32 protein-coding genes are annotated in these 26,814 nt (G+C 58.3%); 10 read left to right on the top strand and 22 right to left on the bottom strand.

All coding sequences use genetic code 11. The annotated features are described in order from the left end of the window. Positions 1 to 62 precede the first annotated feature (62 nt). The 4 genes from K0O24_RS08895 to K0O24_RS08880 all read left to right on the top strand — a co-directional run bounded on the left by K0O24_RS08895 (position 63) and on the right by K0O24_RS08880 (position 3,829). Complete coding sequence (locus K0O24_RS08895; RefSeq protein WP_219892401.1) at positions 63 to 1,511, top strand: sensor histidine kinase; 1,449 nt, start codon at positions 63 to 65, stop codon at positions 1,509 to 1,511. Next, on the top strand, positions 1,508 to 2,194 hold the full coding sequence (locus tag K0O24_RS08890) for a response regulator (RefSeq protein ID WP_219892400.1): 687 nt from the start codon (positions 1,508 to 1,510) through the stop codon (positions 2,192 to 2,194). Before K0O24_RS08895 ends, K0O24_RS08890 begins: the two co-directional genes overlap by 4 nt. A gap of 340 nt (positions 2,195 to 2,534) precedes the next feature. Then, the gene (ppa, locus tag K0O24_RS08885; RefSeq protein WP_219892399.1) at positions 2,535 to 3,071 is read left to right on the top strand and encodes an inorganic diphosphatase; all 537 of its coding nucleotides are present in this window, start codon (positions 2,535 to 2,537) and stop codon (positions 3,069 to 3,071) included. Beyond that, on the top strand, positions 3,068 to 3,829 hold the full coding sequence (locus K0O24_RS08880) for an alpha/beta fold hydrolase (protein ID WP_219892398.1): 762 nt from the start codon (positions 3,068 to 3,070) through the stop codon (positions 3,827 to 3,829). The genes ppa and K0O24_RS08880 overlap by 4 nt, the downstream gene beginning before the upstream one ends. On the opposite strand, the gene K0O24_RS08875 is transcribed toward K0O24_RS08880, so the two are convergent. Genes K0O24_RS08875 through K0O24_RS08840 form a run of 8 tightly spaced genes read right to left on the bottom strand, consistent with a single transcriptional unit; the run spans position 3,821 to position 9,467 of the window. Then, positions 3,821 to 4,132, bottom strand: coding sequence for a chorismate mutase (locus tag K0O24_RS08875; RefSeq protein WP_219892397.1), 312 nt, complete (start codon positions 4,130 to 4,132; stop codon positions 3,821 to 3,823). The two genes, K0O24_RS08880 and K0O24_RS08875, sit on opposite strands and share 9 nt — an antisense overlap. Next, entirely contained in the window at positions 4,129 to 4,608 is a 480-nt protein-coding gene (locus K0O24_RS08870) for a GNAT family N-acetyltransferase (protein ID WP_219892396.1), read from the bottom strand. Before K0O24_RS08870 ends, K0O24_RS08875 begins: the two co-directional genes overlap by 4 nt. Then, positions 4,605 to 5,507: an EamA family transporter gene (locus K0O24_RS08865; protein ID WP_246610935.1), complete on the bottom strand. Its 903-nt coding sequence runs from the start codon at positions 5,505 to 5,507 to the stop codon at positions 4,605 to 4,607. The genes K0O24_RS08870 and K0O24_RS08865 overlap by 4 nt, the downstream gene beginning before the upstream one ends. Next, positions 5,504 to 6,412, bottom strand: coding sequence for a DMT family transporter (locus K0O24_RS08860; protein ID WP_219892395.1), 909 nt, complete (start codon positions 6,410 to 6,412; stop codon positions 5,504 to 5,506). Before K0O24_RS08860 ends, K0O24_RS08865 begins: the two co-directional genes overlap by 4 nt. A 9-nt stretch (positions 6,413 to 6,421) precedes the next feature. Further along, complete coding sequence (locus K0O24_RS08855; RefSeq protein ID WP_219892394.1) at positions 6,422 to 7,201, bottom strand: SDR family NAD(P)-dependent oxidoreductase; 780 nt, start codon at positions 7,199 to 7,201, stop codon at positions 6,422 to 6,424. A gap of 45 nt (positions 7,202 to 7,246) precedes the next feature. Next, positions 7,247 to 7,753, bottom strand: coding sequence for a retropepsin-like aspartic protease family protein (locus tag K0O24_RS08850; RefSeq protein WP_219892393.1), 507 nt, complete (start codon positions 7,751 to 7,753; stop codon positions 7,247 to 7,249). A gap of 54 nt (positions 7,754 to 7,807) precedes the next feature. After that, a complete protein-coding gene (gene ispG, locus K0O24_RS08845; RefSeq protein ID WP_219892392.1) occupies positions 7,808 to 8,926 on the bottom strand; it encodes a flavodoxin-dependent (E)-4-hydroxy-3-methylbut-2-enyl-diphosphate synthase in 1,119 nt (372 codons plus the stop codon). Between the two features lie 22 nt (positions 8,927 to 8,948). After that, a complete protein-coding gene (locus K0O24_RS08840; RefSeq protein ID WP_219892391.1) occupies positions 8,949 to 9,467 on the bottom strand; it encodes a GNAT family N-acetyltransferase in 519 nt (172 codons plus the stop codon). Positions 9,468 to 9,542: 75 nt separating this feature from the next. Between K0O24_RS08840 and K0O24_RS08835 the strand changes: the two genes are divergently transcribed. Genes K0O24_RS08835 through K0O24_RS08825 form a run of 3 tightly spaced genes read left to right on the top strand, consistent with a single transcriptional unit; the run spans position 9,543 to position 11,772 of the window. Next, positions 9,543 to 10,097 (top strand): phosphatase PAP2 family protein, encoded by a 555-nt coding sequence (locus K0O24_RS08835; protein WP_219892390.1) that lies wholly within the window; start codon positions 9,543 to 9,545, stop codon positions 10,095 to 10,097. Then, positions 10,094 to 11,029: an isoaspartyl peptidase/L-asparaginase family protein gene (locus K0O24_RS08830; protein ID WP_281421627.1), complete on the top strand. Its 936-nt coding sequence runs from the start codon at positions 10,094 to 10,096 to the stop codon at positions 11,027 to 11,029. Before K0O24_RS08835 ends, K0O24_RS08830 begins: the two co-directional genes overlap by 4 nt. A 23-nt stretch (positions 11,030 to 11,052) precedes the next feature. Continuing rightward, the gene (locus K0O24_RS08825; protein WP_219892389.1) at positions 11,053 to 11,772 is read left to right on the top strand and encodes an SDR family oxidoreductase; all 720 of its coding nucleotides are present in this window, start codon (positions 11,053 to 11,055) and stop codon (positions 11,770 to 11,772) included. Positions 11,773 to 11,814: 42 nt separating this feature from the next. Here K0O24_RS08825 and K0O24_RS08820 read toward each other — a convergent pair whose 3' ends face one another. The 14 genes from K0O24_RS08820 to chrA form a co-directional block, all read right to left on the bottom strand. After that, on the bottom strand, positions 11,815 to 12,735 hold the full coding sequence (locus tag K0O24_RS08820; protein WP_219892388.1) for an aldo/keto reductase: 921 nt from the start codon (positions 12,733 to 12,735) through the stop codon (positions 11,815 to 11,817). Positions 12,736 to 12,807: 72 nt separating this feature from the next. Then, the gene (locus tag K0O24_RS08815) at positions 12,808 to 13,599 is read right to left on the bottom strand and encodes a LysR substrate-binding domain-containing protein (RefSeq protein WP_219892387.1); all 792 of its coding nucleotides are present in this window, start codon (positions 13,597 to 13,599) and stop codon (positions 12,808 to 12,810) included. Beyond that, positions 13,596 to 13,994: a Co2+/Mg2+ efflux protein ApaG gene (gene apaG, locus K0O24_RS08810; protein ID WP_219892386.1), complete on the bottom strand. Its 399-nt coding sequence runs from the start codon at positions 13,992 to 13,994 to the stop codon at positions 13,596 to 13,598. The genes K0O24_RS08815 and apaG overlap by 4 nt, the downstream gene beginning before the upstream one ends. Further along, positions 13,991 to 15,199: a trans-sulfuration enzyme family protein gene (locus K0O24_RS08805; RefSeq protein WP_219892385.1), complete on the bottom strand. Its 1,209-nt coding sequence runs from the start codon at positions 15,197 to 15,199 to the stop codon at positions 13,991 to 13,993. Before K0O24_RS08805 ends, apaG begins: the two co-directional genes overlap by 4 nt. A gap of 27 nt (positions 15,200 to 15,226) precedes the next feature. After that, a complete protein-coding gene (gene leuB, locus K0O24_RS08800; RefSeq protein WP_219892384.1) occupies positions 15,227 to 16,270 on the bottom strand; it encodes a 3-isopropylmalate dehydrogenase in 1,044 nt (347 codons plus the stop codon). Between the two features lie 37 nt (positions 16,271 to 16,307). Beyond that, the gene (gene recO / locus K0O24_RS08795) at positions 16,308 to 16,910 is read right to left on the bottom strand and encodes a DNA repair protein RecO (RefSeq protein ID WP_219892383.1); all 603 of its coding nucleotides are present in this window, start codon (positions 16,908 to 16,910) and stop codon (positions 16,308 to 16,310) included. Between the two features lie 172 nt (positions 16,911 to 17,082). Beyond that, entirely contained in the window at positions 17,083 to 19,005 is a 1,923-nt protein-coding gene (gene uvrC / locus K0O24_RS08790) for an excinuclease ABC subunit UvrC (RefSeq protein ID WP_219892382.1), read from the bottom strand. Positions 19,006 to 19,084: 79 nt separating this feature from the next. Next, the gene (locus K0O24_RS08785) at positions 19,085 to 19,396 is read right to left on the bottom strand and encodes a hypothetical protein (RefSeq protein ID WP_219892381.1); all 312 of its coding nucleotides are present in this window, start codon (positions 19,394 to 19,396) and stop codon (positions 19,085 to 19,087) included. A 28-nt stretch (positions 19,397 to 19,424) separates the two neighbouring features. Further along, positions 19,425 to 19,970 carry a F0F1 ATP synthase subunit B family protein gene (locus tag K0O24_RS08780; protein ID WP_219892380.1) on the bottom strand — a complete coding sequence of 182 codons (546 nt, stop codon included), beginning with the start codon at positions 19,968 to 19,970 and terminating at the stop codon, positions 19,425 to 19,427. Continuing rightward, positions 19,963 to 20,457, bottom strand: a complete 495-nt coding sequence (locus K0O24_RS08775; protein WP_219892379.1) for a F0F1 ATP synthase subunit B family protein — start codon at positions 20,455 to 20,457, stop codon at positions 19,963 to 19,965. The genes K0O24_RS08780 and K0O24_RS08775 overlap by 8 nt, the downstream gene beginning before the upstream one ends. A gap of 101 nt (positions 20,458 to 20,558) precedes the next feature. Continuing rightward, positions 20,559 to 20,786: a F0F1 ATP synthase subunit C gene (locus K0O24_RS08770; protein WP_219892378.1), complete on the bottom strand. Its 228-nt coding sequence runs from the start codon at positions 20,784 to 20,786 to the stop codon at positions 20,559 to 20,561. Positions 20,787 to 20,829: 43 nt separating this feature from the next. Then, positions 20,830 to 21,615 carry a F0F1 ATP synthase subunit A gene (locus tag K0O24_RS08765; protein WP_219892377.1) on the bottom strand — a complete coding sequence of 262 codons (786 nt, stop codon included), beginning with the start codon at positions 21,613 to 21,615 and terminating at the stop codon, positions 20,830 to 20,832. A gap of 35 nt (positions 21,616 to 21,650) precedes the next feature. Continuing rightward, the gene (locus K0O24_RS08760; RefSeq protein ID WP_219892376.1) at positions 21,651 to 21,980 is read right to left on the bottom strand and encodes an AtpZ/AtpI family protein; all 330 of its coding nucleotides are present in this window, start codon (positions 21,978 to 21,980) and stop codon (positions 21,651 to 21,653) included. A gap of 133 nt (positions 21,981 to 22,113) precedes the next feature. Beyond that, positions 22,114 to 23,427: a chromate efflux transporter gene (gene chrA, locus K0O24_RS08755; RefSeq protein ID WP_219892375.1), complete on the bottom strand. Its 1,314-nt coding sequence runs from the start codon at positions 23,425 to 23,427 to the stop codon at positions 22,114 to 22,116. Between the two features lie 483 nt (positions 23,428 to 23,910). Between chrA and K0O24_RS08750 the strand changes: the two genes are divergently transcribed. The 3 genes from K0O24_RS08750 (at position 23,911) to K0O24_RS08740 (ending at position 26,806) form a co-directional block, all read left to right on the top strand. Then, positions 23,911 to 24,129, top strand: a complete 219-nt coding sequence (locus K0O24_RS08750; RefSeq protein WP_246610934.1) for a YezD family protein — start codon at positions 23,911 to 23,913, stop codon at positions 24,127 to 24,129. Between the two features lie 135 nt (positions 24,130 to 24,264). Beyond that, positions 24,265 to 25,284, top strand: coding sequence for a sulfate ABC transporter substrate-binding protein (locus tag K0O24_RS08745; RefSeq protein WP_219892374.1), 1,020 nt, complete (start codon positions 24,265 to 24,267; stop codon positions 25,282 to 25,284). A 43-nt stretch (positions 25,285 to 25,327) separates the two neighbouring features. After that, positions 25,328 to 26,806, top strand: coding sequence for a porin (locus tag K0O24_RS08740; RefSeq protein WP_219892373.1), 1,479 nt, complete (start codon positions 25,328 to 25,330; stop codon positions 26,804 to 26,806). The last annotated feature ends 8 nt before the right edge of the window (positions 26,807 to 26,814 follow it).

The raw sequence follows: 26,814 nt of genomic DNA, 5'->3' as shown, positions 1-26,814 counted from the left end.
CCATCATGAGGGCGAGTGAGTCGCAATTGCAGACTGGGTTGAGGTCAATCCGCTGGCTGCTGGTGAGTACGGCCACCATCGCCGTCGTGACCTGCATTAGCGCGTTACTCTCGGATCAATTGAGCCTCGCCAATCTGGCCTTTCTGTTTCTTCTGCCTGTTATTGCGGTTTCCGGCCGGTACGGGATGTCCCAGGGTTTCATCACAGCGGCATTGTCCACTTTGGCCTTCAATTTCTTCCTCGTGCCACCCCGTTACACGCTCCATATCGCTGACACGGATAATGTCGTCACACTTGTAATCCTTCTCGTCGTTGCATTTGCTGTCAGCAATTTCGCAGCGCGCCTCCAAGCCCAAGCAGGCATTGCACGCCAAAAGGCCGCCGAAAGTGAGGCGCTGTCGAATCTCACTGCGAACCTCGGCAAACAGACGAGTGAAAGCGCGATGCGCCAATGCCTCGTGGAAGCCCTAGCGTCGGAAACACAATGCACTGTCACCGTCACCGAAGCCGATGAGGCATTGGGTGAGCTGGTAGCAACGAGCCCGATTGATCTGGCCGCTGCGCGTTGGGCACTGGCTCATGGTGACGCTGCCGGCCGGGGGACACCGATAATGTCCAGCGCCGACAATCTCTTCTTCGCATCCAGGATTGACGGCGAACGCGCCCTGCTTGTCCAACTTTGGCGAGCGGATACGTTGGTCCCGGTCTCATTTGCGAGACTGCCATTCATCCAAGCAATGGCAGATCGCTGCAGCGAGGCCATTGCAAGATTTGGGATTTCAATGGCTCGTCGCACGTTGGAAGCGCGCGCCGAACAGGATGCGATGCGCGAAGCATTGCTCGCGTCATTTGGTCATGACATGCGAACACCCCTTACAACCATAAAATCGGGACTTGCAGCACTCAAGGATGAGCCGGGCAATTTGACGGCACTTCAAGCCGCGAGCGAGGGCGCTGACCGACTTGAACGGCTTTTTTCAAACCTGGTCGATCTGGCACGCATTCGCGCCGGAGCGATATCGTTGCGCCTTGAGCCGATAGAAATCGCCGATTCCATCGCGTCTGCGCTTGACGCGCTGAAGCGTCAGACTGCGGATCATGAAATCATCTATGACATACCTGCGTCAGTGCCATTGGTTCGCTCTGACGAGCGCCTGCTCCATCACATTTTAGTGAATCTTATCGATAACGCCTGTAAATTTTCGCCACCCGGTGGGCCAATCGAAATCGCTCTGGAGATGAGTGACGGTGGCCTTTCAGTGATAGTGCGCGACACTGGTCCGGGGCTAGGCAACGCCAAAGTGAGAGACGTGTTTTTGCCATTCAACAGGGGAATCAGTACTTCGTCAGTGCCCGGCACTGGCCTTGGACTGGCTATCGTGGCGGGATATGCAAAGGCACTGGGAATCGACGTGCAATGCAGCAACAGGAGCGAGGGCAACGGTGCCGAATTCATGATCCACTTTCCAACTGCCAACCTTGTAAGTGAATTGAAGGAGGCCGGTTTGTGAATGAAGTGACCCAAGTCCTTGTTGTCGACGACGAAATGCAGATTAGGCGCCTACTTTGTGCGGCGCTACGACGTTCCGGTTATCAGCCGCTTGAAGCGGCGACGGCTCGCGAGGCGGCACATTTGAACGAGCTTTATCACCCTGTCGCTGCACTTGTAGACCTCGGTCTTCCCGATCGCGACGGGCTAGAGCTGGTTTCATTGCTCACGAAGGGATCAGCCTGTGCAGTCATTGTCATTTCAGCGCGAGATGGGACAAGCGAAAAGGTTGCCGCACTGGACCTTGGCGCAACAGATTATGTGACCAAACCATTCGACACCGAAGAGCTGCTCGCTCGCCTCCGTTCCGCGCTCCGCCGAACACAAAACGCCGAGCAGGAGCTTACGCGTGTCATGTTTGCAGATGTCGAGGTCGACCTTTCCTCTAGGCTGGTGAAGAAGTCCGGGCTTGAGGTGCATCTCACCCCGAAAGAATATGCACTTCTATCCGCGCTAGCCGCACGCCCTGGCCGCGTCATAACACATTCCAACCTCCTAAAGGCAATTTGGGGGCCTGCGCATGTTGACGACATAGAATATTTGCGAGTCACGGCACGCGCGCTGCGGCTCAAGTTGGAACCCGTTCCAAGCCGCCCCCAATTTATTAGGAATGAACCAGGTGTCGGGTACCGGTTGTGTCAGTAGATCCAAATTTATCCAAATTGGGACGGAACCGACGTGCATTGGTTGCACTGCAACCCTTTACAGTTAGATAGGGCTGGGCGAAATAGGACTCTCATTGCGCCGTTAGGGAAAAGTACATGTCTGCGGACTCGTTGATCATCTTGGCTGCAATATTCGTTGGTGCAGTCATTGCGATGATTTCTACATTTGCGTTAGTCATGCGCGCACGCCGTCGCGCTCGGCGCAGACGCAGCTTGAGCTGGTATTACGATTGATCCGAAGCGTCCGAGATTTCCTGAGTTGATCCCTTCGGAATAATATTGGCTGCAATTGTTTGATAATTCCCGCTAGGGAGCCGCCCATGAGAATCGAACTAATCCCGGCGGGCGACAACCCCCCTGAAAGTATCAACGTCCTGATCGAAGTGCCCATCGGTGGGGAGCCGGTGAAATATGAGATCGACAAGGCTTCAGGCGCTTTGTTCGTCGACCGCATCCTGCACACATCGATGCGCTATCCTGCGAATTACGGCTTTGTTCCGCATACGCTGGGTGAAGATGGCGATCCGCTGGATGCCTTGGTGATCGCCCGCTCTCCAATCGTGCCCGGTGCCGTCATCCGGGTGCGCCCGGTTGGTGTCCTTCTCATGGAAGATGACAAGGGTGGCGATGAAAAGCTGATCACTGTCCCTGTTGATACGACCTTCCCCTATTATTCGGAAATTGGCGGGCATGATGACCTGCCGCCGATCGTGACACAGCAGATCGAGCACTTCTTCCAGCACTACAAGGATCTCGAGCCCGGCAAATGGGCAAAACTCAAGGGATGGGGCGACGCCGAAACCGCCAAGCGCATCATAGTCGAGTGCATTGAACGGGCCCAAAAGGAAGGCGCATGACAAACCTCAATGGTCAGACTTTCGTCCTCGTCCACGGGGCATGGCACGGTGGTTGGTGCTGGCGCGATGTCGCGGCGCGGCTGCGCGCTCGCGGTGCCCTGGTCCATACTCCAACGCTGACCGGGCTCGGGGCCAAGAAACATCTCCGCGCTGCATATCAAGGGCTGCAAACCTTCATCAGAGACGTTGCCGCCGTTATCGAAACCGAAGAATTGCAAGACGTTGTGTTGGTCGGTCACAGCTTTGGCGGAATGGTCATCACAGGTGTGGCAGACCGGCTGCCAGACCGCATCAAGCGGCTGGTCTATCTCGATGCCTTTGCACCCAATGATGGCCAGTCAGTCGTTACATGCGCGCCGGGTGCCAGTTCGGAGGCAATGGACCGCCTGCGTCGTTCGCTCGAATCTCAGGCCAAGGACGGCGAATGGATTGCCCCGCCACCTGCCGAACTGGTTGGACTCCATTTGGCGACCCCGGAATTGCGCGAGTGGGACTTGCGCAACATGACAGAGCAGCCGCTTTCAAGTTTTGTCGAACCCCTGCCCCTTGCAAACGGTCGACCGCAGATACCTTCGACTTATATTGTCTGTGACAATCCGCCGATGCCGGGCACGCCATTTGTGGCACACCATAGGGAAGTGGTGGCAGGCACCTATGGGCCGCAATGGACGGCCCGCCGCATCGAGACCGGCCATATGGCCATGATCACAGCGCTGGATGAGACCGTTGCGCTGCTGGCTGAAGCCGCTTCAGGCTGAGGTCATCGACTTTTGATCGAACAACACTGTTTCATAACTGATTGAGCTTTCGACCAACGTCTCCCACAGAGCCGCGACAAGGGGTTCGGGGATACCCGCATCGCGCGCCTTCCGCTGCGCATTGGCAATAACTTGAGCCTTGCGCGTTTCATCACGCACCTGTGCGCGATCGGACTTTATGCGCGCGGCCGCGGCCATATAGCCAAAGCGCCGGGCCAGAAGGGAGACGAGAGCCTCATCAACCTTGTCGACGCCGGCCCTGACGTCCGCCATTGTCATGCAATCTTCAGGGTCTTTGATCATTGTTCCGCCAACTGCTTCAGCGCTTCGCCATCAAGGCGCTGCACTGTCCATTCATCCATAGGCCTTGCCCCGATTGATCTATAAAATGCAATCGCGGGTTCATTCCAGTCGAGCACCGCCCACTCGAAGCGCGCGCAGCCGCGGTCGAGCGCAATCCGGGCAAGGCGAGAGAGGAGAGCCTTGCCCAGGCCCGATCCACGCGCCTCGGGATCGACGAACAGATCTTCAAGATAAAGCCCGGGTCTCCCCTCGAACGTAGAGAAGTTATGGAAGAAGAGCGCGAAGCCCTTTGGCACGCCATCGATTTCACCAATGAGCACTTCCGCCATCGGGCGCTGTCCGAAAAGATATTGGCCAAGCATATCGACATCAGCATAAACCTCGTGTCGAAGCCTTTCATACTCGGCTAGGTCACAGATAAATCGAAAGATCAGGCCAATGTCGTCTTTCTTGGCTGCGCGAATAGATAATGTCATTGAAATCGCCTCATTGCTGTATAGCGCGGCCATAGCAAACCGACTGCTAGGCCAGACATAACCAGTGCAGCCGCGAGGAGCTTCCATGCTGGCAAAGCTTCGCCCAGCAACAGCGCCGATGCACCTATTCCGAAGACTGGCACAAGCAGTGCCATCGGCGTTATCGTTGCTGCGGGATGTCGCGACAGCAGCCAGCCCCAGGCAGCATAGCCAAACATCGTATTCCCGACGGATTGCCAGAGGACAGCAGCCCAAGTCATCATGTCGGCATCTTGGACGCCAGCTTGCATTGCTGGCCAACCTTCGAACAGGAACGACAAAAGAAACAATGGGGGCACGGCGAAAATGCTCGCCCAGACGACATAGGACAACATATTGACCTGCCCCGCGGCACGCGAAACGATATTGCCGCCTGCCCAGCTCATTGCCGCACCGATCACCAGAAAAAGCCCCAGTGCGGTCGCACTCCCTTCAGCATGTGTCGCGATCATTCCAATGCCTGCGATGGCCAGCAGGAGCGCTACAAACTGGAATCGATGAACATGTTCGCCAGTCATGCGCATCGAAAAGCCGATTGTGAAAAATACCTGGACCTGCACCACCAGCGATGCAAGGCCAGGAGTGATATCGTGCCGCATCGCAATAAACAGCAACCCGAACTGGCCGACACCGATAAGCAGCCCGTAACTCGCCAGATTGCCCAGTGAAACCGCAGGCCGCTTGAGAAAGAAAGCAAGCGGGAAGAATGCAAATGTAAAGCGCAATGCCGCAAGCAATAGTGGCGTCAAATGCTGCAACGCGGTTTTGATGACAACAAAGTTGCTGCCCCAGACTGCCATCACGGCCAATGCCAAGGAAAAATGGGACAACGGCATCGCAGCCTTCTGGATCCTGCTCACAAAGCCACAACCTCCACATGGGACGGCTTGGAACCGGACTTCTGTCGCGCCGCAATGAAGCATCCACCAACAATCAGAACAGTCCCGATGAGTGTCGCGAGCGAAACGGCCTCGCTGAAGAAATACCAGCCGAAAATGGCCGCCCAGACAAAGGCCGTATATTCAACCGAGACAAGCACTTGCGCTTCTGCCCGTGCATAGGCCCATGACAGCAAGAGCAGCGAGACTATGGCCAATACCGTAGACCCGACAATTGCGGGCGCGTGGGAAACCGCAGGCACGACCGCGAGCCAGGGAGCGGCAAGTAAAAGCACAGCACCCGCTGTCAGGTTCTGGAAAAAGACAATTTCGATCGGCGATGCAAGTTGAGCCTGCTTGCGCTGGAGCACCAGATTATAGGCATACAAAACAGCAGAGACCAGAATTGCTGCACTGCCTTTCAGGACTTCTGGCTGATAATCGCCCGTCACCCGCGCCGAGAGAATGACAAGAACACCCAGAAAGCCGAGGATGGTCGCAAAAATCGCGCCCCGGCTGATTTTCTCTCCCAGCAAAACCGCAGCCAGATAAAGTGTAATCAGCGGTGCAATGAAGGACAGAGCAATCGCTTCGGCAAGCGGAACGCGAGCCAATCCCCAGAAAAAACAGGTGGCCATGAACGCGGCGATTGTGCCGCGCAGGGCATGAAGCCTGAAAGTCGATCGAGCCGGCAGCCGCGTCCCGGAAACCAGGAACAAAAGCCCCCCCAGGATGATACCCGCCAGCATCCGCCACAGCATCGCATTATAGGCACCAAGGCTTATTGACAGGCCTTTCATCACCACATCCATCGTCGAAAATGTGGCAATGCCTAGCGTTGCCATGCCATATGGGATGGCCGTCGATGTGTGGTCAGAACTCGACATGTGCTGCTCTTAGCGGACGCTGCCGCTTGAGCCACCATCAATGTTAATTTTCTGCCCCGAAGCATAAGTATTGGCATCGGACACCAGCCACAGCACGGCAGATGCCACATCATCGGGGGTAGGCACCCTGCCGAAGGGAAAGCCTGCGTCGAGCAAATGAATGTCGTCGACGCCGGCAACTGCCTTTGCCAAACGTTCACCCATGTCGGACACCGTCAGGCTGGGCGCGACAATGTTCACACGGATACCGTTCGCGCCTTCTTCCTTGGCTATCGTCAGAGCAAGCGCTTCAGATGCTGCCTTGCCCATGTTGTAAGGCGCCCCATTTGCCGAATTGGTCTGCGTTGCGACGCTCGAAATCATTACGATGTCGCTGCGTGCATTCTTGCGCAGATGCGGAATGGCAAGTTTAGACATATAATGCGGCCCAAAAGCATGAACACGAACCACGCGCTCCATTTCCGCCGGATCGGTTTCCGCGACCGTTCTGCCGCGGCTCGCGATGCCCGCATTGTTGATGAGGATCGAGAGTCCTCCAAAATCCCGAACGACGGCGTCGACCATTGTCGCACAGGCTTCAAAATCGTCCACAGGGGCATGATAGGCCTTGGCCCTTCTGCCCATCGCGCTGATCTCGGCAACAACGGCAGCGGCTGCCTCAGCCTCCCGTCGATAGTTCACGGCGATGTCTGCGCCAGCGCGGGCAAGCGCCAGCGCAATGCCGCGACCAATGCCCCTGCTTGCTCCCGTCACAAGGGCTACCCGCCCCGAAAGTGTCAAATCCGTCATCCATCCGGATTGCCGATGCAGCTTCGGCCTGTCCAGTCCGTTTGTTCAGCGAAGGATCATTTGGTCGCCATTGATGCTGACGGAGCCGATCTTTTCAAGGAAGGTCTGGCCCAGAAGAGAAACCTCAAGCCCGTTGGGGATAACGGCGGCTTCCATGTCCCATGCCTCCTTGCTCCCGAGTTGCATGCGATGAAGCGTGACAAACTTGCCATTGACCGGACCTGACACGCCGCGACCGACAGGCTTCAGGTCCTGCTCGGTCCAGCTGATTCCCAGCTTTCGAGCATCGGCGGCGGAAAGAGCAATTGAACTCGTGCCCGTGTCGACGAGAAAATGTATGATCTGCCCATCCACATTGAGATCAGCATAGAAATGGCCATTCTGGCTTCTTGTGAGGACAATCTCGCTTGGCGCTGACGGAACTGCAATCACCTTGCCGCTCTTGGGCGGCGGAACCGCGGGCGGAGTTTCAGCGGGCTTGCGGCTCGAAGGCCAAAGGGCTCCGATCACGAGGCCCAGCCCAATGACAAAGGCTAACAGCTTGTGCGACATGGCAGTGTCATAGTCTGGTTCAGGTTAGGGAAGAGTGAAAGACAATGGCGGTGCTCAAGCTGCGGCTTTCGACACGCCGGCTTCGATCTCTGCCGCTTTCTGTTCCACCAGTTGCACAATATGATCGACCATCTCCTCGTCCTGAATGTGATGATCGGTCACTCCGGACAAATAGACCATATGCTTGCCTGCGCCGCCGCCTGTCAGCCCGATGTCGGTCTCGCGTGCTTCGCCAGGTCCATTGACGACACAGCCAAGGACCGAAAGCGAAAGCGGCGTGTGAATATGCTGCAACCGTTCTTCCAGCTTCTGCACAGTGCGGATCACATCAAATCCTTGCCTGGCACAGGACGGACAGGACACAATCCGCACTCCACGCGTCCTTACGCCCAATGACTTGAGGATCTCATACCCGACCCTGACTTCCTCTTCCGGTTCTGCAGAAAGCGAGACACGGATGGTGTCCCCGATCCCCGCCCAAAGCAGGTTGCCGATGCCAATCGCGGATTTGACAGTGCCTCCAATAAGACCCCCGGCCTCGGTTATGCCCAGATGCAGGGGACAGTCGACTGCCTCGGCCAACCCCATATAGGCGGACACGGCAAGGAAGACGTCGGACGCCTTGACCGCCACCTTGTACTCACGGAAATCGTGATCTTCCAAAAGCTTGATATGATCGAGTGCGCTCTCCACAAGCGCGTCCGGACATGGCTCGCCATATTTTTCGAGCAGGTCCTTCTCTAGGCTGCCTGCGTTCACGCCGATCCGGATTGCACAGCCGTTGGCCTTGGCCGCATTGACAACTTCTCGCACCCGCTCCGACGATCCAATGTTGCCGGGATTGATCCGAAGGCAGGCAGCACCTGCATCGGCGGCCTCAAGCGCACGCTTGTAGTGAAAATGGATGTCCGCAACGATCGGGACACGAGCCGCCCGCACGATCTGTTTCAGTGCGGCTGTCGATTCGACATCGGGACAGGATACGCGAATAATATCGACACCAGCCTCCTCGCACCTGCGAATCTGGTCGATCGTCGCCTTCGCGTCAGATGTGAGCGTATTTGTCATTGTCTGGACGCTGATCGGGGCATCCCCGCCGACGGGCACATTGCCAACCATGATCTGGCGGGACTTTCGGCGCGCAATATCGCGCCAGGGGCGTATCGAAGACATAACCCTGCTTATAGGCGCGGCGTTACCGCAGTCGCAATCCCATCAGATATTCTTCATCGCGATGGTCTCCCACCATGAAAATTGTATCCCCGATCTTCTCAAAGCCGTATCGCGCGTAAAAGCGCTGAGCCGCTTTATTTTCGCTCCACACGCTCAGGATGACATCCTCAAATTCGCGCGCATGCGCTTCGCTCAGGGCCCATGCCATGAGTTCCGCACCAAGGCCGCTGCCCGTTTCACCGCCCAGCATGTAAAGCTGTTTGAGCTCCATCACGCGCCTTCCCCTGCTGTCATGGTCAAGCGTGGTATCGAACCCAAGCTTGCAATAGCCTAACATCCGCCCCGCGCGTTCGGCGATACGATACAACCGGTCGGGGTTTGCAATCTCCGACTCGATTTTTGAAAGGGAGTAGGTCTGCTCTAGGAACCTGTTCAGGTTCTCGGCACTGTAGAGATGCCCGAACGCATCCACAAAACTGGTATGGCCAAGTTCAGCCAATGCAGGCGCATCCTCGGCGACGGCGGGGCGATAGTTGATCATGACTGGAGCGTCTTGCACATCCTGCGGGTGTATGTCACCCCTTCAGGATCGCTTCCCAAACGAGGAGTAAGCCTCATGCGCCCTATCATCTCCAAAATCGCGATCACTTGTGTCGCATCATCTATTGCGCTCTCCAGTCCGGCCTATGCCAAGAATGAAAAAACCTACGCAACGCTTAGCGATATTGGCGCCTATGGCCTTGCTGCGCTGGCTGTCGGAACGCCATTGATCAAGGGCGATACAAATGGTGCCATTCAAGCCGGAGGGTCAATTGCGGCAGCACAACTCGTTACCTTCGGTTTGAAGGAGACATTTCCCGAACTGCGGCCTGATGGCAGCGACCGCAAGAGCTTTCCGTCAGGCCACACAAGCATGTCTTTTGCAGCAGCAGCCACTCTTTTCAATCGGCAAGGCCAAACATATGGAATACCTGCATTTGTCGTTGCAAGCTTTGTCGGCTTTGCCCGCGTCAAGGCAGACAAGCATCACTGGTATGATGTCGTGGCGGGCGCTGCGATCGGGACAACTTCGGGATTCCTGATTACCCGCGACCGGCCAAATCGAACGGCATTGGTCGTGCCTTGGGGTGACAGCAAAGGCGCAGGCATGTCCTTGGCGATGCGGTTTTGACAACCGCCGAAGCCAGTGGCTGGTCCATCGCCATTCATGGCGGGGCAGGATCAATGGACCGATCAATGCTCAGTCAGGAACAGGATCGCCTGGCGCGCGCCGGACTGGCTGCTGCGCTGGATGCGGGGATTGCTGTCCTGAGCGCGGGCGGCCCCTCGCTTGACGCAGTCGAAGCCGCCGTGCGGGTTCTGGAAGATAATCCGCTATTCAATGCCGGTCGCGGTTCGGTGTTTACAGCGGAAGGGCGGGTAGAATGCGACGCTGCGATCATGGATGGCAGCAATCGTATGGCCGGAGCCGTCGCTGGTGTCCGTTCCACGCGCAATCCGATCGTTCTCGCCCGAGCGGTGATGGAGCAAAGCCCTCACGTTTTCCTGGCGGGATCTGGAGCGGATGCATTTGCGCGTGCCAAAGCGATTGAGGATGCAGGACCAGAATGGTTCGAAACGGCTGAGCGGCGTCGGCAACTCGACGAACTCCTTGCCAATCCGGATGCGCCGTTCGACCTCGGGATGAAATACGGAACAGTGGGTGCAGTTGCCCGCGATTTGTCCGGCCATGTCGCCGCAGCAACATCTACTGGCGGACTGACCGGCAAGAAATGGGGCCGCGTTGGGGATTCGCCATTGATCGGGGCCGGGACATATGCCGATGATCGTGCCGGCGCCATTTCATGCACTGGGGCGGGTGAATATTTCATTCGGCTCGGCGTGGCCCACGAAATTGCCGCCATAACGCGACTGTGCGGGATAGATATGCTATCGGCGGCAAATACCCTGATTGATGAACTGTCCGCTCTTGGGGGTAAAGGCGGCGTGATCTTGGCCCCTGCTCACGGAACATCGGGTTGGGCCTTCAACACGCCAGGCATGTATCGAGGCCGTGCAGATTCCGGAGGCATGCGACAAGTGGCGATCTACGCAGACGAATGACATAAGTGGGGAATGGAGAAGTTATGGATATCCGCGGAAAAGTGGCGTTGGTCACTGGAGGAACTGATGGCATTGGCTTGTGCATTGCGCGCTTGCTGAAGGAAAAGGGCGCCTCTGTTATTGTGTGCGGTCGTCGCGCCAATCTCCTCGAATCGGCGACGGCTGAAGGACTGGAAGCGATAGAAGCCGACTTGTCGTCACTGGCAGGTGTCAAGGCATTGGTCGACGCGATGAAGGGCCGTACGCTCGACATTCTTGTCAACAATGCCGGAGCAGGTGTGGATTTCGACCTTGGTGAACAGATCGACCTCGATGCCGTCGACCGGACAATTTTCCTCAACCTTGATGCTCCCATCCGGCTTACCGCACTGCTCGTGCCGCGCTTGAGGGAGCGGCCGCAGGCTGCAATTGTCAATGTGACATCGGGCCTTGCAATTGCGCCGCGAGCGGGCGGACCCGTCTATTGCGCCACAAAGGCGGGACTGCGCAGCTTTACCAAGGCCATCCGCTACCAACTGCGTGGCTCGAACATTACCGTTATCGAGGCCCTGCCCCCGGTGGTCGATACGGCCATGACAGCCGCGCGCAGTGGTTCGAAAATGAAGCCGGAACAATGTGCTGCGCAAATTGTCACGGCAATCGAGCGGGACAGCGAAGAAGCCAATGTTGGCATGGTGAAGCTGCTCAAGCTGGTGCATTCGATGTCACCGCGGCTTGCAGAAGCCATCATGATCCGGTTCTGATTCCTTTGACTTTAATGGGGCGTGTCGTTGAACCGGGAGGACTCAGGCCAATCCGAGGGATAATTGCTGCTCCTTGGCCAAAGGTTTGTTCGAACGCAATGTGAGTGGCCCCCTGCCCACGCCAATTGCTTGGCCTAATGCCTCGCGCAGATGAACTTCGTTCGTTGTGCCAATCAGCGTAACGGCCAGTTCCTGCCGCGCAGCGAGTTCGGCTATGCGGGCTGCTGCGAAGCGCTCCGGCCTGATCTCGCCGGAAATCGCCTGCGGCCCACCAAGAACTTCGCGCGCAATGACGGCAACACCGACCCCTGCCGCCTTTGCGATGACAGGCTCGAACTCCAACGACTGAGGCAAGAGCGGTATTTGCAACACTTGGACGCGATCATCGCAAAGGGCAGACAAGGCAGATGGAACATCGTCTGCCGAAACGCCGATCCTGCCGATCTTGCCAGCGCGACGGGCTTGATCGAGCGCGTTCACTGCATCTCCGTCCTTCAGCACCGAGCTCGGCGGGCCATGCAGGAGCATAATGTCAACCTGATCCCGGCCGAGCCGCCTCAGGCTTGCTTCTATGGCTTCCGCAAGGAAGTTGGGCGACCAGTTGCGGGGCAGCAGTTGCGCACGCGCCTTCGCCACTAAACGCCGCGCAGCAGGCGATCGAGCAGCAGCCAATCGTGCGAGCCGCTTGATGGGAATCAGCGCAGGGTTCGGCAATGGAAGTTGCTGCCCGACCTTTGAGCAGATGATGCAATCCTGCCGCCTCCCAAGTGCACGACCGAGAAGTCGCTCGCTGTCCCCTTGCGCATAAATGGCGGCTGTATCGAAAAATCTGATGCCCTGATCCAGAGCAGCCGCGATCAATGCCGTCGCAGCATCGTTGCCGGGCCCGAGAACTGAGCCAAGCCGACTGCAGCCCAGTCCGAGCGGAAGGGCGAGGCCGAATCCAGATCGGTCGATTGTCATGGCGCCCTTGAAACGCGCAAAGGTTAACAACCATGACACTGCTAGCGCAAAATTTGCACATCAAGGGCTTATCTACCCGCTCAGAGCCTCGACCAGCGCTCGGACCTTTTTCTGGCGCCATTGCGGAAGGGGCGCGACAAGCCAATAAGCATTCTCTGACGGCTTGGCGTTTTCGGTGGCCCGAACCCGGCCAGCAGCAATGTCCGCTTCAACCAGAAGATGAGGAACACAGGCACGCCCGAAGCCATTTGCCGCCGCGTCAATTGCCAAGCCTGCGTCAGCAACCCGCAACGCGGCGATACCTTCAAGTCCTTCGCAGCCCGGCCAGGCAATCATCGTGTCTCCCCCACCATGGGGCGATTCAACCGTGACCATCGCCCCTTCTGCAAGGCGCACGCTTTCATGTTCGCCGCCATTTTTTCCGAAACGGATTGCAAGATCGAGATTGGCCTCAGTAAAATCAAGCGTGTCATCCGCAGCGACAAGGGCAAAGCGCAGTTCAGGGTCATTGCGGCCATAGGCAGCAAGACGCGGGGCGAGCCATTTGGCCGTAAAATCTCTCGGCGCAGCAATGGTGAGCGATTTGGACGATTGCTGCGCCTGCATAGCTCGCACCGCCTCTTCGAACTGCAGAAATCCAGCCCGCAACGCATCAAGCCCGCCTTCGGCTTCCGGAGTAAGCTCAAGACCCTTTGGCGTTCGCCTGAACAGGACGACGCCCAAGACGTCTTCAAGCGCACGGATTTGTTGGCCTACGGCTGCTGGAGTCACGGCCAGTTCGTCCGCCGCTCGGGTGAAAGACAGGTGCCGCGCGGCTGCATCAAGGACGCGCAGGCCATTCAGGGGCAGATGCGTGCGCTTCATCCGGCCGTCACAGGCGTGGTCAATGCAAATTTGGGAATCGCAATGTCGAACCGCGATCCGTCTTCGCCCAACATCTGGTAACTGCCCTGCATCGATCCACTCGGAGTCGTCAAAGGACAACCCGATACATAATCATAGGCTCCGCCCGGCTTGATCACCGGCTGCTCGCCAACAACGCCTTCGCCGTCAACGATGTGATGCACGCCATTTGCGTCGCGAATATCCCAGTGTCGGGTCAACAACTGCGCTGCCATCAATCCCTCATTTTCAATCCGGATATGATAGGCCCAGAACCAGCGTCCCTTGCCGACTTCGGACTGCTCCGGCAGGAAGCTGACCGACACACGGACAATGAAGCCTCGCGTTTCCGCAGCATAACGGAAGAGCGACTTCACAGCCCCACCACCTTGAGCGCCTGATCGAGATCGTCAATCAGGTCAGCCGGGTCTTCAAGGCCGATGTTGATGCGCAGCATCCCCTCCTCAACGCCCATGTCGGCGCGTACGTCTTCTGAGAGGCCACTATGTGTTGTCGACGATGGGTGAGTCATCAGGCTGCGACTGTCGCCGATATTGTTCGAAATGTCGATCAGTTCGATTGCATTGAGCAAGGCCATTGCCTGCTTGCGACCGCCGTCAAGAATGAAGGAGAAGATCGGGCCGCAGGCGGACATCTGGCGCATCGCAAGATTGTGCTGTGGATGGCTCGGCAAGCCGGGGTGAAGCATTTTGGGTACGCGGCCCTCGAGAAACTTGCCGACAATCAGCGCATTCTCGGATTGGCGCTTTGCGCGGAGGTCCAGCGTCTCCAGCGCCTTGAGGATCACCCACGCATTGAAGGGAGAGAGATTCGGCCCGGTATTGCGTTGGAACGGCAAAAGCACTTCATCGATAAAGGCCTGACTACCGCATACGGCGCCAGCCAGCACGCGTCCCTGCCCGTCCATCATCTTGGTCGCCGAATAGGCGACGACATCGGCGCCGAATTCAAGCGGCCGCTGCAGCGCTGAAGTGGCAAAGGCATTGTCCACGACGCTCGTGATGCCGTTCTCGCGCGCCAGCCCGCAGACATAGGCGAGATCCACGATATCCATTGTCGGGTTGGCCGGGGTCTCGAAAAAGAAGACCTTTGTATTCGGGCGAATTGCGGCCTTCCAGGCATCGTTGTCGCGCGCGTCAATCGTCGTTGTCTCGATCCCGAACTTGGGGAGCAGATTGTCTGTGAGCCAGCGGCAAGACCCGAATGCCGCGCGCGCCGCCACGACATGATCGCCGGTCTTGAGCTGGCAGAGGAGCGCGGTTGTCATCGCTGCCATGCCCGTCGCCTGCGCACGGCAGGCTTCTGCACCTTCCATCAATGCAATGCGTTCTTCCAGCATCTGGACCGTCGGGTTCTGGAGGCGGGAATAGGTCATCCCCGCCTGCTCGCCCGCAAAACGCGCGGCAACCGTTTCCGCATCGTCATAGCTGTAGCCTGACGAGACGAAAATGGCTTCGGACGTTTCGCCCTGTTCCGAGCGCCAGGTCCCGCCACGGACAGCCTGTGTGGCCGGGCGCCATGTGCGGGTAATCGAACGATTCTGGCCGGTGGTGCGTTTCATGTCTCTGCTTTTCCGATGGAGCGCGGCTCAGGTCAATGCGGCAAGGACGGCATCACCCATCTGGTTTGTCGACATGGTGCCGCCAAGGTCAGGCGAGCGGGCACCTGCCGCAAGCGCTCGGGCCACTGCCGCTTCGATCCGGTCAGCAGCTTGAGGCTGCGCAAGCGAGTAGCGCAGCAGCATCGCAGCAGACAGGATCGTCGCCAAGGGGTTTGCCTTGCCCTGCCCTGCAATGTCAGGAGCGGAGCCGTGGATCGGCTCATAAAGGCCTTTCTGGTTCGCATCGAGCGACGCGCTGGGCAACATGCCGATCGACCCCGCGCACATGCTTGCCTGGTCGGAGAGAATGTCGCCGAACAGATTGCCCGTCACGATCACATCGAACTGGCCTGGGTTGCGAACAAGTTGCATGGCTGCATTGTCCACATACATATGGCTGAGCGCGATTTCCGGATACTCCGCCGCCGTCTCGATCACCACATCGCGCCAGAGCTGCGAAGTCTCCAGCACATTGGCCTTGTCGACCGAGCAGAGACGACCTTTTCGCGCACGTGCTGTTTCAAAGCCGACCCGAGCAATCCGGCGCACCTCGTCCTCGTCATAGGACATGACGTCATAGCCTTCGCGCTTGCCATCGGTCGTCTTGCGCATGCCCTTCTCGCCAAAATAGACGTCGCCATTGAGTTCACGGACAATGACCATGTCGATCTGTCCAGCGACCTCGGGACGGAGTGCCGATGCGTCTGCCAGTTCAGGAAACAGTTTTGCCGGACGCAGGTTGGCAAAGAGCGTGAGTTCCTTGCGCAAGCCAAGAATCGCCTGTTCGGGCCGCAAATGCCGTTCCAGCGCGTCACAATCGGGATCGCCAACGGCACCGAACAGGATCGCATCAGCACGCTTGGCGACCTCCAGCGTGTCCGATGGAAGAGGATGGCCGGTCGCCTTGTAGGCAGCCCCACCAACCAGAGCCTCTTCATAGGTCAAGTCGAGCCCGAGCGCATCAAGGACCCGCCGTGCTTCGGCAATCACTTCTGGACCAATCCCGTCTCCGGGCAGCAGGGCAACGCGCATGATCGACTCCGTTCGGGAAAGCGAGCCGCGCTTTGGCCTAAGCCGCCGCCCTTTTCAACCGCTCGACCAGACGTTCGCGCGCGGCAAGTACATCAGCACGCCTGTCGGCGAACAGATAGCGGTCAAGCCGGGCGCCGGACTGGTTGAGGCTCGCAAGCACATCCGTCCAGTCGTCCGGCCGTCCGCCATCGCCATGCCCGAACCCCAGCGCAGAAAGGATCAGGGCTTCGTAACTGACCAAGGCACCCGCCCAGCCTCGCGCGGCTGGCGCGGCCTCGATCGCAATGAGAAGCCCATCCAGAGCCGAATAAATCGTCGGATACGGGTGCAGTTCAGGCACTACGGAGGCTGTCAGCGCGGTTGACCAGTCGAGTGCAGCCGCTGCAAGAGGCTCTGCCATCAAGGGCCCCCGGCTTCGTTCAAGTTCTACGGTCAGGCCCGGCAATTGCGTTTCGACGCGCGCACGAAATTCGGCGCGGACGATATTCGAGGGTTGAAGGACGGGCCGCATCGTGCGCGAACGCCCGCCACGGACATAGCCCGCCAATAGCCCATGATCCGCCGTCATCAGCCGCACGACTGCTCCAGCTTCGCCATGCGGACGAACGGCACAGATGATTGCAGAGGCCGAGATGTGCATGTGCACGGGATAGCCGAGTGGCGAAATAAGGCAAAATCATTGCTGGGCGTCCTAAACGACCCGCGAGTGCGGCGTTTGGCGGGCATCGAAGGATTCGGGAAAAGGATGACTGGATCTTGCCCTGGTCCCGAAAAGCCGTCGCCCCTGCGCAGGGGCGACGGTCGATATCGTCTCATCCCCCCGCATGGTAGAAATCATACACCACCCGGGCCACCGTCTCTGACACACCCGGCGTCCGCGCCAGATCTTCCAGCGATGCATCGCGCACAGCCCGCGCTGTTCCAAAGTGCATCAGCAGCGCTTTCTTTCGGGCCGGGCCGATGCCGGGCACTTCGTCCAGCGGGCTGGCGGTGATGGCCTTGCTGCGTTTGGTCCGGTGTGCGCCAATGGCGTAACGATGGGCCTCATCCCGCAGGCGCTGGAGATAGAAGAGCACCGGAGCATTGATCGGCAGGCTTATTTCCCGGCCATCCGGGAAATGGAACGTCTCGCGTCCCGCATTTCGATCCGGCCCCTTGGAAACACCGATGAGCGGGACATCTTCGACACCGAGTTCTTCCAGCGCACCCTTCACAGCACTCATCTGCCCCTTGCCGCCGTCGATCAGGACAAGGTCGGGCCAGAGGCCGCGTTCGCGGTCAGGGTCTTCCTCCAGGGCGCGGCCGAAGCGACGCTCCATCACTTCGCGCATCATTGCGAAATCGTCTCCGGGAGCGGTCTCGGGGCGCTTGATGTTGAACTTGCGATACTGGCTTTTGAGGAAGCCCTCCGGCCCGGCAACAACCATCGCCCCCAATGCATTCGTGCCCTGTATATGGCTGTTGTCGTATATTTCGATCCGCTGCGGAGGTTCGGACAGTTCGAACAAGTCTGCGACGTCCTGCAGCAATTTGCCTTGTGTTGTGCTTTCGGCGAGCCGGCGATCCAAAGCCTCGACCGCGTTGCGCGTTGCTTGCTGGACAAGGCGGACCCGATCCCCTCGCTGTGGCCGAACAATCTCCACCTTGCCCCCTGCCCGCTCGACCAGCGCTTCGGCCAGCAGCGCAGCCTCTGGCAAATCGCGATCGAGCAGAATGGTCCTCGGCGGTGGCACTTCTTCATAGAATTGGGCGAGGAAGCTGGTCAGGACCTCCTCTTCCGACAAGTCCTGCGTGTGCGTCGGGAAGAATGCGCGGTGGCCCCAATTCTGGCCGCCGCGAATGAAGAAGGCCTGGATGCCGACCTGCCCGGCCTTGGTCGCCAGCGCAAAGATATCGGCATTGCCAACGCCTGAGGCGTTGATTGCCTGGCTTCCTTGTATGAAGGTTAGCGCTTTGAGCCGATCACGCAGGATTGCGGCGCGCTCGAAATCGAGCGCTTCTGCTGCCGCTTCCATTTCCCTGCCGAGTTTTGCCTGCACTTCAGTCGATTTGCCGCCCAGGAATGCTTTTGCATCGGCAACAAGTTCGCCATAGCCATCTACGCCGATACGCCCGACGCAGGGCCCGGAACAGCGCTTGATCTGGTAAAGGAGGCACGGCCGGTCTCGGTTGTTGAAGAAACTGTCCGTGCATGAACGGAGCAGGAAGAGTTTCTGCAGCGCATTGATTGTGGTGTTGACCGAGCCGGCGCTGGCGAACGGGCCGTAATAATTGCCCTTGGCCTTTCGGGCGCCCCGATGCTTCTGAATCCGCGGGAACGCGTGATCGGATCGCAGCAGGATGAAGGGAAAGCTTTTGTCATCCCTGAGCAACACATTGTAAGCTGGGCGGTAGCGCTTGATGAGCTGCGCTTCGAGGAGCAGCGCTTCGGCTTCGCTGTTGGTCGTGACAATCGTCATGCTGCGCGTCTGCGCGACCATCCGCCGGATTCGGTTCGGTAGCCGCTCTACTTGAGTGTAATTCGTCACCCTGTTGCGGAGCGCCCGGGCCTTGCCGACATAAAGGACATCGCCTCGCGCATCGTGCATCCTGTAGACGCCCGGCTTGGGCGGCAGGGTCTTCAGCACATTGCGGATCGCAGCAACCCCGGCTTCAAGATTCGGCTGATCCACACCGCGAATGGTGTAGGTCTGCTTTTCCTCGTTGAAACGATCCGGTGCGTCGGGCTGGGACATTGGATCAGCCTAGACTCGGTCACGCTCCAAATGAAGCGATTCCGTCTCCCCTGCACAGGCAGGGGCGACGTGCAAAGCCTTACTTGACGGCTGCGAGGTCCGCGCTGGCCTTGGCAAGCATCTCGTCGGTAATGATACCGTTCGAATAGGGCGCAAGCTGCTTCAGCGACATGGCCTTGAACTGCTCATAGGCCGGATGTGTCGTGACGCCCGGGAAGTCCGCTTCAAGGACAGCCTTTGTCGCCGGGTTGGCGACGAGCTGCTCGATTGGGGAGTCGATCGAGAATGCTGCCACAGCTGCAGCTGCGGGCGCTGGGCCTGTCACAGTCTGTGCGCCTGCTGCAGTTGACAGGCTGGCAAAGAGTGCGGCGGAGGCGATCAAATACTTCATCGAGACATCCCTTCCTGTCGGGCAGAGCCTAATTGAGGCGAGCGATTGTCGTATCGACCAGAGCCTTGTCGACCTGTGCATCATGATTGGCGGCAATCAATTGGGTGGCCGCAGCTGTTGCCATTTCAGCAGCTTTTGCACGCACATCGGCGATGGCCGCACGTTCTGCCGCTTCGATTTTCTGTTCGGCTGACTTGGTCCGACGCGCGATCAGGGCGGTTGCGTCTTCCTTGGCCTTTGCGACGATCAGTTTGGCCTCTTCCTCGGCAGCAGCTTTCAGAACAGCCGCTTCCTTGGACGCGTTCTTGATCTTCTTTTCATACTCGCCCTTGAGGCTTTCGGCTTCGATCCGCAGCCGCTCCGCCGCATCGATCTGCTCCTTGATCCCGGCGATCTGCTTGTCGAGTGCTGCCGCAATGATTGCGGGCACCTTCGCATAAAGCATGATGCCGAATACGAAGAGCATCGATGCCGCGACCCAGCCTCCGGGCGTCAGGAAAAGGGCTGTCGGCTCTTCGGCATGTTCCGCCACCGCACCGGCTGCTTCCGCAGCAAACATCGCTAGATCAAGCATTGCCCAATACCGCCTTCACTGCTTTCGCTGCCTGTGCAGGTGTGACCTTCGCGCCTGAAACCTTGGCAACAATATCCTGTGCCGCATCGACTGCGACCGCTTCGAGCCCGTCAAGCGCCTTTGCCCGCGCCTTGGCAAGACTGGCCTCTGCCTCAGCAACCTTGGCAGCGATTTCGGCATCTGCTTTGGCAAGCCGATTTTCCGCGTCCTTGGCCGCCTTAGCCTTGGCTTGTGCCGCAACGGCCTGGGCCGCAGTCCGTGCCTCGACCTGCGCGGCCTTCGCCCGTTCCTCTATCTCGAGAGCAGCCGCCCGGGCCTGTTCGGCCGCAGCCAGATCACCGGCAATCTTGGCATCGCGATCATCCACAGTCTTTTCGATCTTGGGGAGCATCCCCTTCCCGATACCGATGTAGATGACAGCAAGCACCAGCAGCAGCCAGAACCACTGTGACTGGTAGACAAGCAATAGCTGATTGATCTGAGGCATTGTCGATCCTTCAGGTCGCCCCTGCGAAGGCAGGGGCAAGCCGAACACTTGCCCCTATCCTGCACAGGTTCCCGCCTTCGCGGGAACGGCGTATCTAAGACTTAAACGGCGTAAAGAATGATCATGGCGACCGCGAAGGCGATCAGGCCAAGCAATTCAGCAGCCGCGAAGCCGATGAACAGGCGCCCCTGCTGGCCGTCTGCAGCCGCAGGATTGCGCAGTGCACCCTGAAGGAACGAGCCGAAGACATTGCCCACACCGGTTGCGGCAACGCCAACACCGATGGCAGCCAGGCCGGCACCAATCACTTTTGCAGCTTCGAGATCCATAATTAACTCCTTTGAAAATTCCGTTGGTGGTTGAATTCAGACCCTAGTGCAGGTGCACCGCGTCATTGATGTAAAGCGAGGTCAGCAGTGCAAACACATAGGCCTGGATCGCACAGACCAGCAGTTCGAGCGCATTGACGCCTGCTATGAAGATGAAGCTGATCAGCGAAATGCCATAGCCCATTGGTGTGCCCGAGTTGATGCCGTTGACGATGAAATAGCCAAACACATGAACAAGGATGTGACCCGCGATCATCGCCACGAAGAGACGAAGCGCAAGGCTGAACGGGCGGACCATGAACGATATCAGTTCGATCGGCACGATCAGTGGCAGCAAAGGCCCCGGCGTTCCATGCGGCACAAACAGCGAGAAGAAGTGCAAGCCGTGCTTCCAGAACCCGACGATCAACACGATCGAAAAGCTGATGACCGCAAGCACGCCCGTGACAGTGAACTGGCTCGTCACCGTGAAGGGATGGGCTGCGTCAACGATGCCAAAAGGCATCATGCCCATCAGGTTGGAAAACAGGATGAAAATGAAAACCGTGAAGATCCAGGGCGTATATTTGCGGCCTTCGGGACCGATATTGGTCAGCGCCATCCCGGAAATGAAACCCGTGACACTTTCGACGGCCGCCTGCCAGCGCCCGGGAACCAGATCGCGCTTCATCCCACCCCACATGAAGAGAAGGATCGAGCCGAGCACAATCAGCATCCACAAGGCGGAATTCGTAAAATGAAAAGGCGTGCCATCAAGAACCGAACCGCCAAGCGATTCGATCTGGAACTGATGCATCGGGTCGATCTTGACTTCGGCCGCAGCGCTCATGGCTTACCCTGTTCTTCCTTTTGAGCGGAGGAGGCCTATTCGGCCCGCTCCTTTGAAATTCGTATCACCTGACTGATGGCCGCGCCGAACCCGAGGAACAGCATGATCAACAGTCCGGCTGGCGTCGTTCCGGCAAAGCGATCAAACACCCAACCGATCAACGCCGCCCCCAATGGCGCCCCCAGAAGCGTGGAAAGAACGCGCTGCCCCTGGCCCGCACCCTTGCCTGTCAGCGCCGCCGGACTGGCCGATGGTGCTGTTCGCTCTTGCTCGGCACGCCTGACCTTTTGAAGCTGTTCATCAAGCGATGCCAGCCGTGGGTCTTGTGCGCCGTTGGAGGCTTGTTCAGGGTCGTTCGCAGCCATGTCGATTCGTCCGCTTGTTTAAGGGAAAACCGCCATGAAAACGGGCAACCCCGCCAAGGCGCGCTCCCCTTAGAAAGCGGCGCCGCGCAAGTCAACCGGCGCGTTGTGCGGTGCGGCGAACTCTATCCCCGCTTTACAGCAAACTCGCCAACAAGCCAGCACCGGCACACAAACCGAGTGTCCGCACAATATTCCATCGCGCAACAAACATCAGGAAGAACGCCAGCGCAGTAAGACCTGCCGCAATCACGTCAAAACTGGACCACAGGGGTGCGGAAAACCGTGCAAAACCGACGTCAACCATGTCAACGCGGCGAAAGAGGACATGCAACGCAAACCAGGCGCTGAGATTGCCGATCACGCCCACGACTGTGGCTGTGATCGCTGCCAGCCCGCCTTTCAGACGCGTCGCGTGACGCAGGCGGTCAATCCACGGCGCGCAGGCAAAGATCCAGAGAAAGCAGGGCGCAAAGGTCACCCAGGTGGTCAGCGCTGCGCCTGCGAGACCTGCCAAAAGCGGCGTGAATGGCTCCGGCGCGCGGAAGGCAGCAAGAAATCCGACAAACTGTGTGACCATGATCAACGGCCCTGGCGTCGTTTCCGCCAGACCAAGCCCGTCGGCCATCTCCCCCGGCTGGAGCCATCCAAAGGATTGGACTGCCTCCTGCGCCATATAAGCCAGCACGGCATACGCGCCTCCGAAGGTCACGACTGCCAGTTGCGAGAAGAACACGCCAATCTTCCAAAGGATGTGATCCGGGCCCAGGGCCAGGCCAATCAGGGCCAGCGGTGCAAACCAGATCAGCAGCCAGACTGAGACCGTGAGAGCTGTCGACCGCCAATTCGGCCGATCGCCAACATTCTCCGTCTCGACCCGGTACGCCTTCACCAGCCATTGTGGACGCCACGCAGAAACCATCAAACCGAGAAGACCCGAGCCCAGCACGATGAGAGGAAAAGGCAGGTTGAACAGGAAAAGAGCAAAAAAGGCAGCGACAGCCAGTGCCTTCTTGAAGGGCGTGTCCAGCGTTCGTCCCGCGATGCGAAGCAATGCCTGCACGACAATGGCAAGCACCGCGGCCTTGATCCCAAGGAAGAGTGCCGCAAACCAACCCAGATGCGCGGCAAAGGCATAAAGCGCGGAAAGAGCGAGCATGACCAGCGCGCCTGGCGCGACAAACAGAAGTCCGGCCGCAAGCCCTCCCCTCACCCCGTGCAGACGCCAACCAACATAAGTCGCAAGTTGCTGCGCTTCTGGCCCGGGTAGAAGATGGCAAAAGTTCAGGGCATGGAGAAAGTCAGACTCGGCAATCCACCTGCGATCATCGACCAGGTCCTTGTGCATCAACGCAATCTGCCCTGCCGGACCGCCAAAGTTGATCAGGCCAATCCGTCCAAAGGCCCGCACTAGCGTCGCGAAATCTGGCTTGTTCAGAACGTCAGGCATTTCGTTCAAATGCCTTGGTTTGAACAATTAGTCGACACCCGCAAAGGCAGGCTCCTTCGAATGTTGAAGGGCAAGTGACCCAACGTCAGTTCGGCCAAATGGTCTGAAGATCTTATTCCCTACTGATACAATAGTCTTTAATCGCAATTTCCACTCGACTCGTCTCAATGCACTCTTGTCTATCAATTTAGTGGGGATCAGCATTCGGGACCGGTCGACTCGCAGCGCGACCTGAAATGGGGTCTGGATATGCCAGCAGCAACGAAACTCTGTGTGCCATCGCAATTTACGCCAGTTTTTCGCTCTTTCTTGCATGTCTTCCGCCAAACCCGCGGGCCAAATGTGACCCTTTTCAATCCCGAATCAGACATTGGCCCCGCCAGGAGCACGAATTGCCGTGACGTAGCCCGGCTAAACGTCGCGCATGGAAATCGGCTTTGAGCGATCAAAGCAAAACTATCTTGCTTAAAGACTACTTTTTTAGTGGATATTAATTTTGAAATTGAGCAGCTCGAGGAAAACGAAATGCAGATCGACACATCAGGTCAGGATACATGCGCGCACCCCCGGTCAAATGCTGACCAGCTCGAGATTCTCCGTCAGGCGCTGGCGAGAATGCGGTTCGGAGCCATCCAGCTTACCGTTCACGAAGGCAAGCTCGTGCAGATGGATGTGACCGAAAAGCGACGCTTCCAGAATTGACATCAACCTTGACCGGACGACCGGAAAACTCATGCACATTCACCACGCGCTTCCCAAGGAAACTGATGCGGACCGGTCTACCGGCCGCATCATCTTTCCTGCGTGCAAGCCAAACCTGTTCAAAGGATTTTCAAGATGAACCGCAGATATTTTACCCGGGCAGCGCTTGCTGCCACGGCACTGGCGCTTATACCCGCTGCCGCATCGGTCGCTGCAGCGCCGGCGACACTACTGAACGTATCCTATGATCCGACGCGCGAGCTTTATGCTGCAGTCAATGCCGCCTTTGCCCGCGACTGGAAGGCCAAGACAGGCCAGGACGTCGTGATTCGGCAGAGCCACGGCGGGTCGGGCAAGCAGGCACGCTCCGTGATTGACGGATTGCCGGCTGATGTCGTGACACTGGCACTTGGATATGACATTGATGCGATAGCCCAGCGCGGCCTGATCGCGCGCGACTGGCAGCGCCGCCTGCCGCATGCCAGCGCACCCTATTATTCGACCATCGTCTTCCTCGTCCGCAAGGGGAACCCGAAACGCATTCAAGATTGGGACGATCTGGCGCGTCCGGGTGTTTCAGTGATCACGCCAAACCCGAAGACGAGCGGTGGCGCGCGCTGGAACTTCCTTGCGGCCTGGGGATATGGCCAGAAGACCTATGGCTCAGGCGCGAAGGCGCGGGAGTTCGTGACCAAGGTGCTCCGCAATGTGCCAATCCTCGACAGTGGCGCGCGCGGTTCAACCACCACGTTCGTTCAGCGGGGGCAAGGAGACGTTCTGATTACCTGGGAAAATGAAGCCTTGCTGGCTCAGCGTCAGCTCGGGAAGGGCCAGTTCGAGATTGTAACGCCGTCCATCTCGATCCTCGCGGAACCGCCTGTCGCCGTCGTAGACAAGGTCGTTGACCGCAAGGGCACACGCAAGGTGGCGGAGGCTTATCTCAACTTCCTGTATACCCCGGCCGCGCAGGATATTATTGGTCGAAACTATTATCGCCCCCGCGACCCGGCTGCAGCAGCCAAGTTCAAGGGGCAATTCCGCAACATTCCTCTTTTCACTGTAGATCGCAATTTCGGCGGTTGGGCCAAGGCTCAGGCAACCTTTTTCAACGACGGCGGCCTGTTCGATCAGGTCTTCGAAGACGCAAAGAAATAAGACGGGGCGGCTGGATGGCCGGGCCCTTCAAGGGAGGTTGACGATGAAAACAATCTTGTTTGTGAGCGCTTCTGCGCTTGCACTGATCGCTGCGCCTGTGCGCGCTCAGGAACAGCAGCCGGACTCCGGCTCCGGACTGGATACGCTTGTTACCGATGATACCACTGCAGATGCGGCAGTCGAACCGGCAAAGACCGGAGATCCGGTTGTCGACAGGCTCAATGCCCTGGAAGCGCGTATCCGCCAGCTTGAGGCCCGCAATGCCCAGCTGGAAGCAGCAGCAGCTGACACCCAGTCGCGCGTCGAGCGGGTCGAAGTGCGTTCCGCCAGGGCAGCACAGCCCGGCGTCGTGCCGACCTTTGCCGATGTAAACGACAACTTCACATTCAAGCCACGCGGCGTGTTTCAGATCGATTATGCCGGCTATAATGAACGCGCCGGCGGCTATGACTATAGCAACGGTACAGATATCCGGCGCGCGCGTTTCGGCTTTGAAGGAACAGCATACAAGAACTTCAAATGGCGGATCGAGGCCGAGCTGGTGAAGAACTCGGTCACGTTGCTGGACGCCTATGTCACCTACGCGATCAACCCGAAATGGTCGGTGACAGCGGGTCAGCACAAGGCGCCATACGGACTGGAAGCCAACACATCGGATTCGGCGAACACTTTCCTTGAGCGCGGCATGGCGAGCAATGCCTTTGGCGCGGTCGGTGCCGAACGGCGTGTCGGCCTCAGCCTTGCCTACCAGACCGACAAGCTCAACGCAGCCTTCGGCCTCTTCGGATCGAGCGAATCTGTCCTGCGCAATGCAACCACCCCCGATGAGGGCTATGGCATCAACGGTCGCATCACATGGGATCCGATCCTCGATACCGGAAAGGTCGTACACGTCGGGCTATCAGCATTCCATGCAACGAACTTCCCGGGCAACTCGCTAACCGTCAGTGAACGGCCCAACGTCCGGATCGATGACGGCAGGATCATTTCCGCAGCGATTGCGGGCACCAATCCCGCAAGCGGCCCGTCCACGGGCGTCAAGGATGCCGACTTCCTTGGTGCCGAGGCCCTGCTCATTCGCGGACCATTCTCGGTGCAGGGCGAATATGGCCACCTGTCGCTCGATCGGTTTGGCACGGCGCCCAACGTGAGTTTCGAAGGCTTCAACGTGTTCGGCACCTTGTCGATCACCGGCGAGGCGCGTGCGGTCAAGAACGGCGTTGTCGACAAGTTCAAGCCGTTCAAGAATTTCAATCCTGCGACAGGTGATCTGGGCGCATTTGAAGTTGCACTTCGCTACGATACGCTGAACCTGACGGACAAGAACCTCTCCCCACTCAAACGCAAGGCAACCAGCGTGACCGGCGCCCTGAACTGGTATCTCAACCCCAATACAAAAATCCTGTTCAACTATATCCGCTTCAAGGGGACAAACTCGCCCCTGGTGGTGGCGCCAGTGCTGGTGAACGGGACGACGGCCAAAGGCGATGCCTTTGCCACGCGGCTCCAGTTCGATTTCTGATGGTCGGC

It is taken from the genome of Aquisediminimonas profunda (genome assembly GCF_019443285.1).
Lineage (GTDB): Bacteria > Pseudomonadota > Alphaproteobacteria > Sphingomonadales > Sphingomonadaceae > Aquisediminimonas > Aquisediminimonas profunda.
The sequence above is the reverse complement of the archived record's forward strand: the minus strand, read 5'-3'. Positions and strand labels throughout refer to the sequence as shown.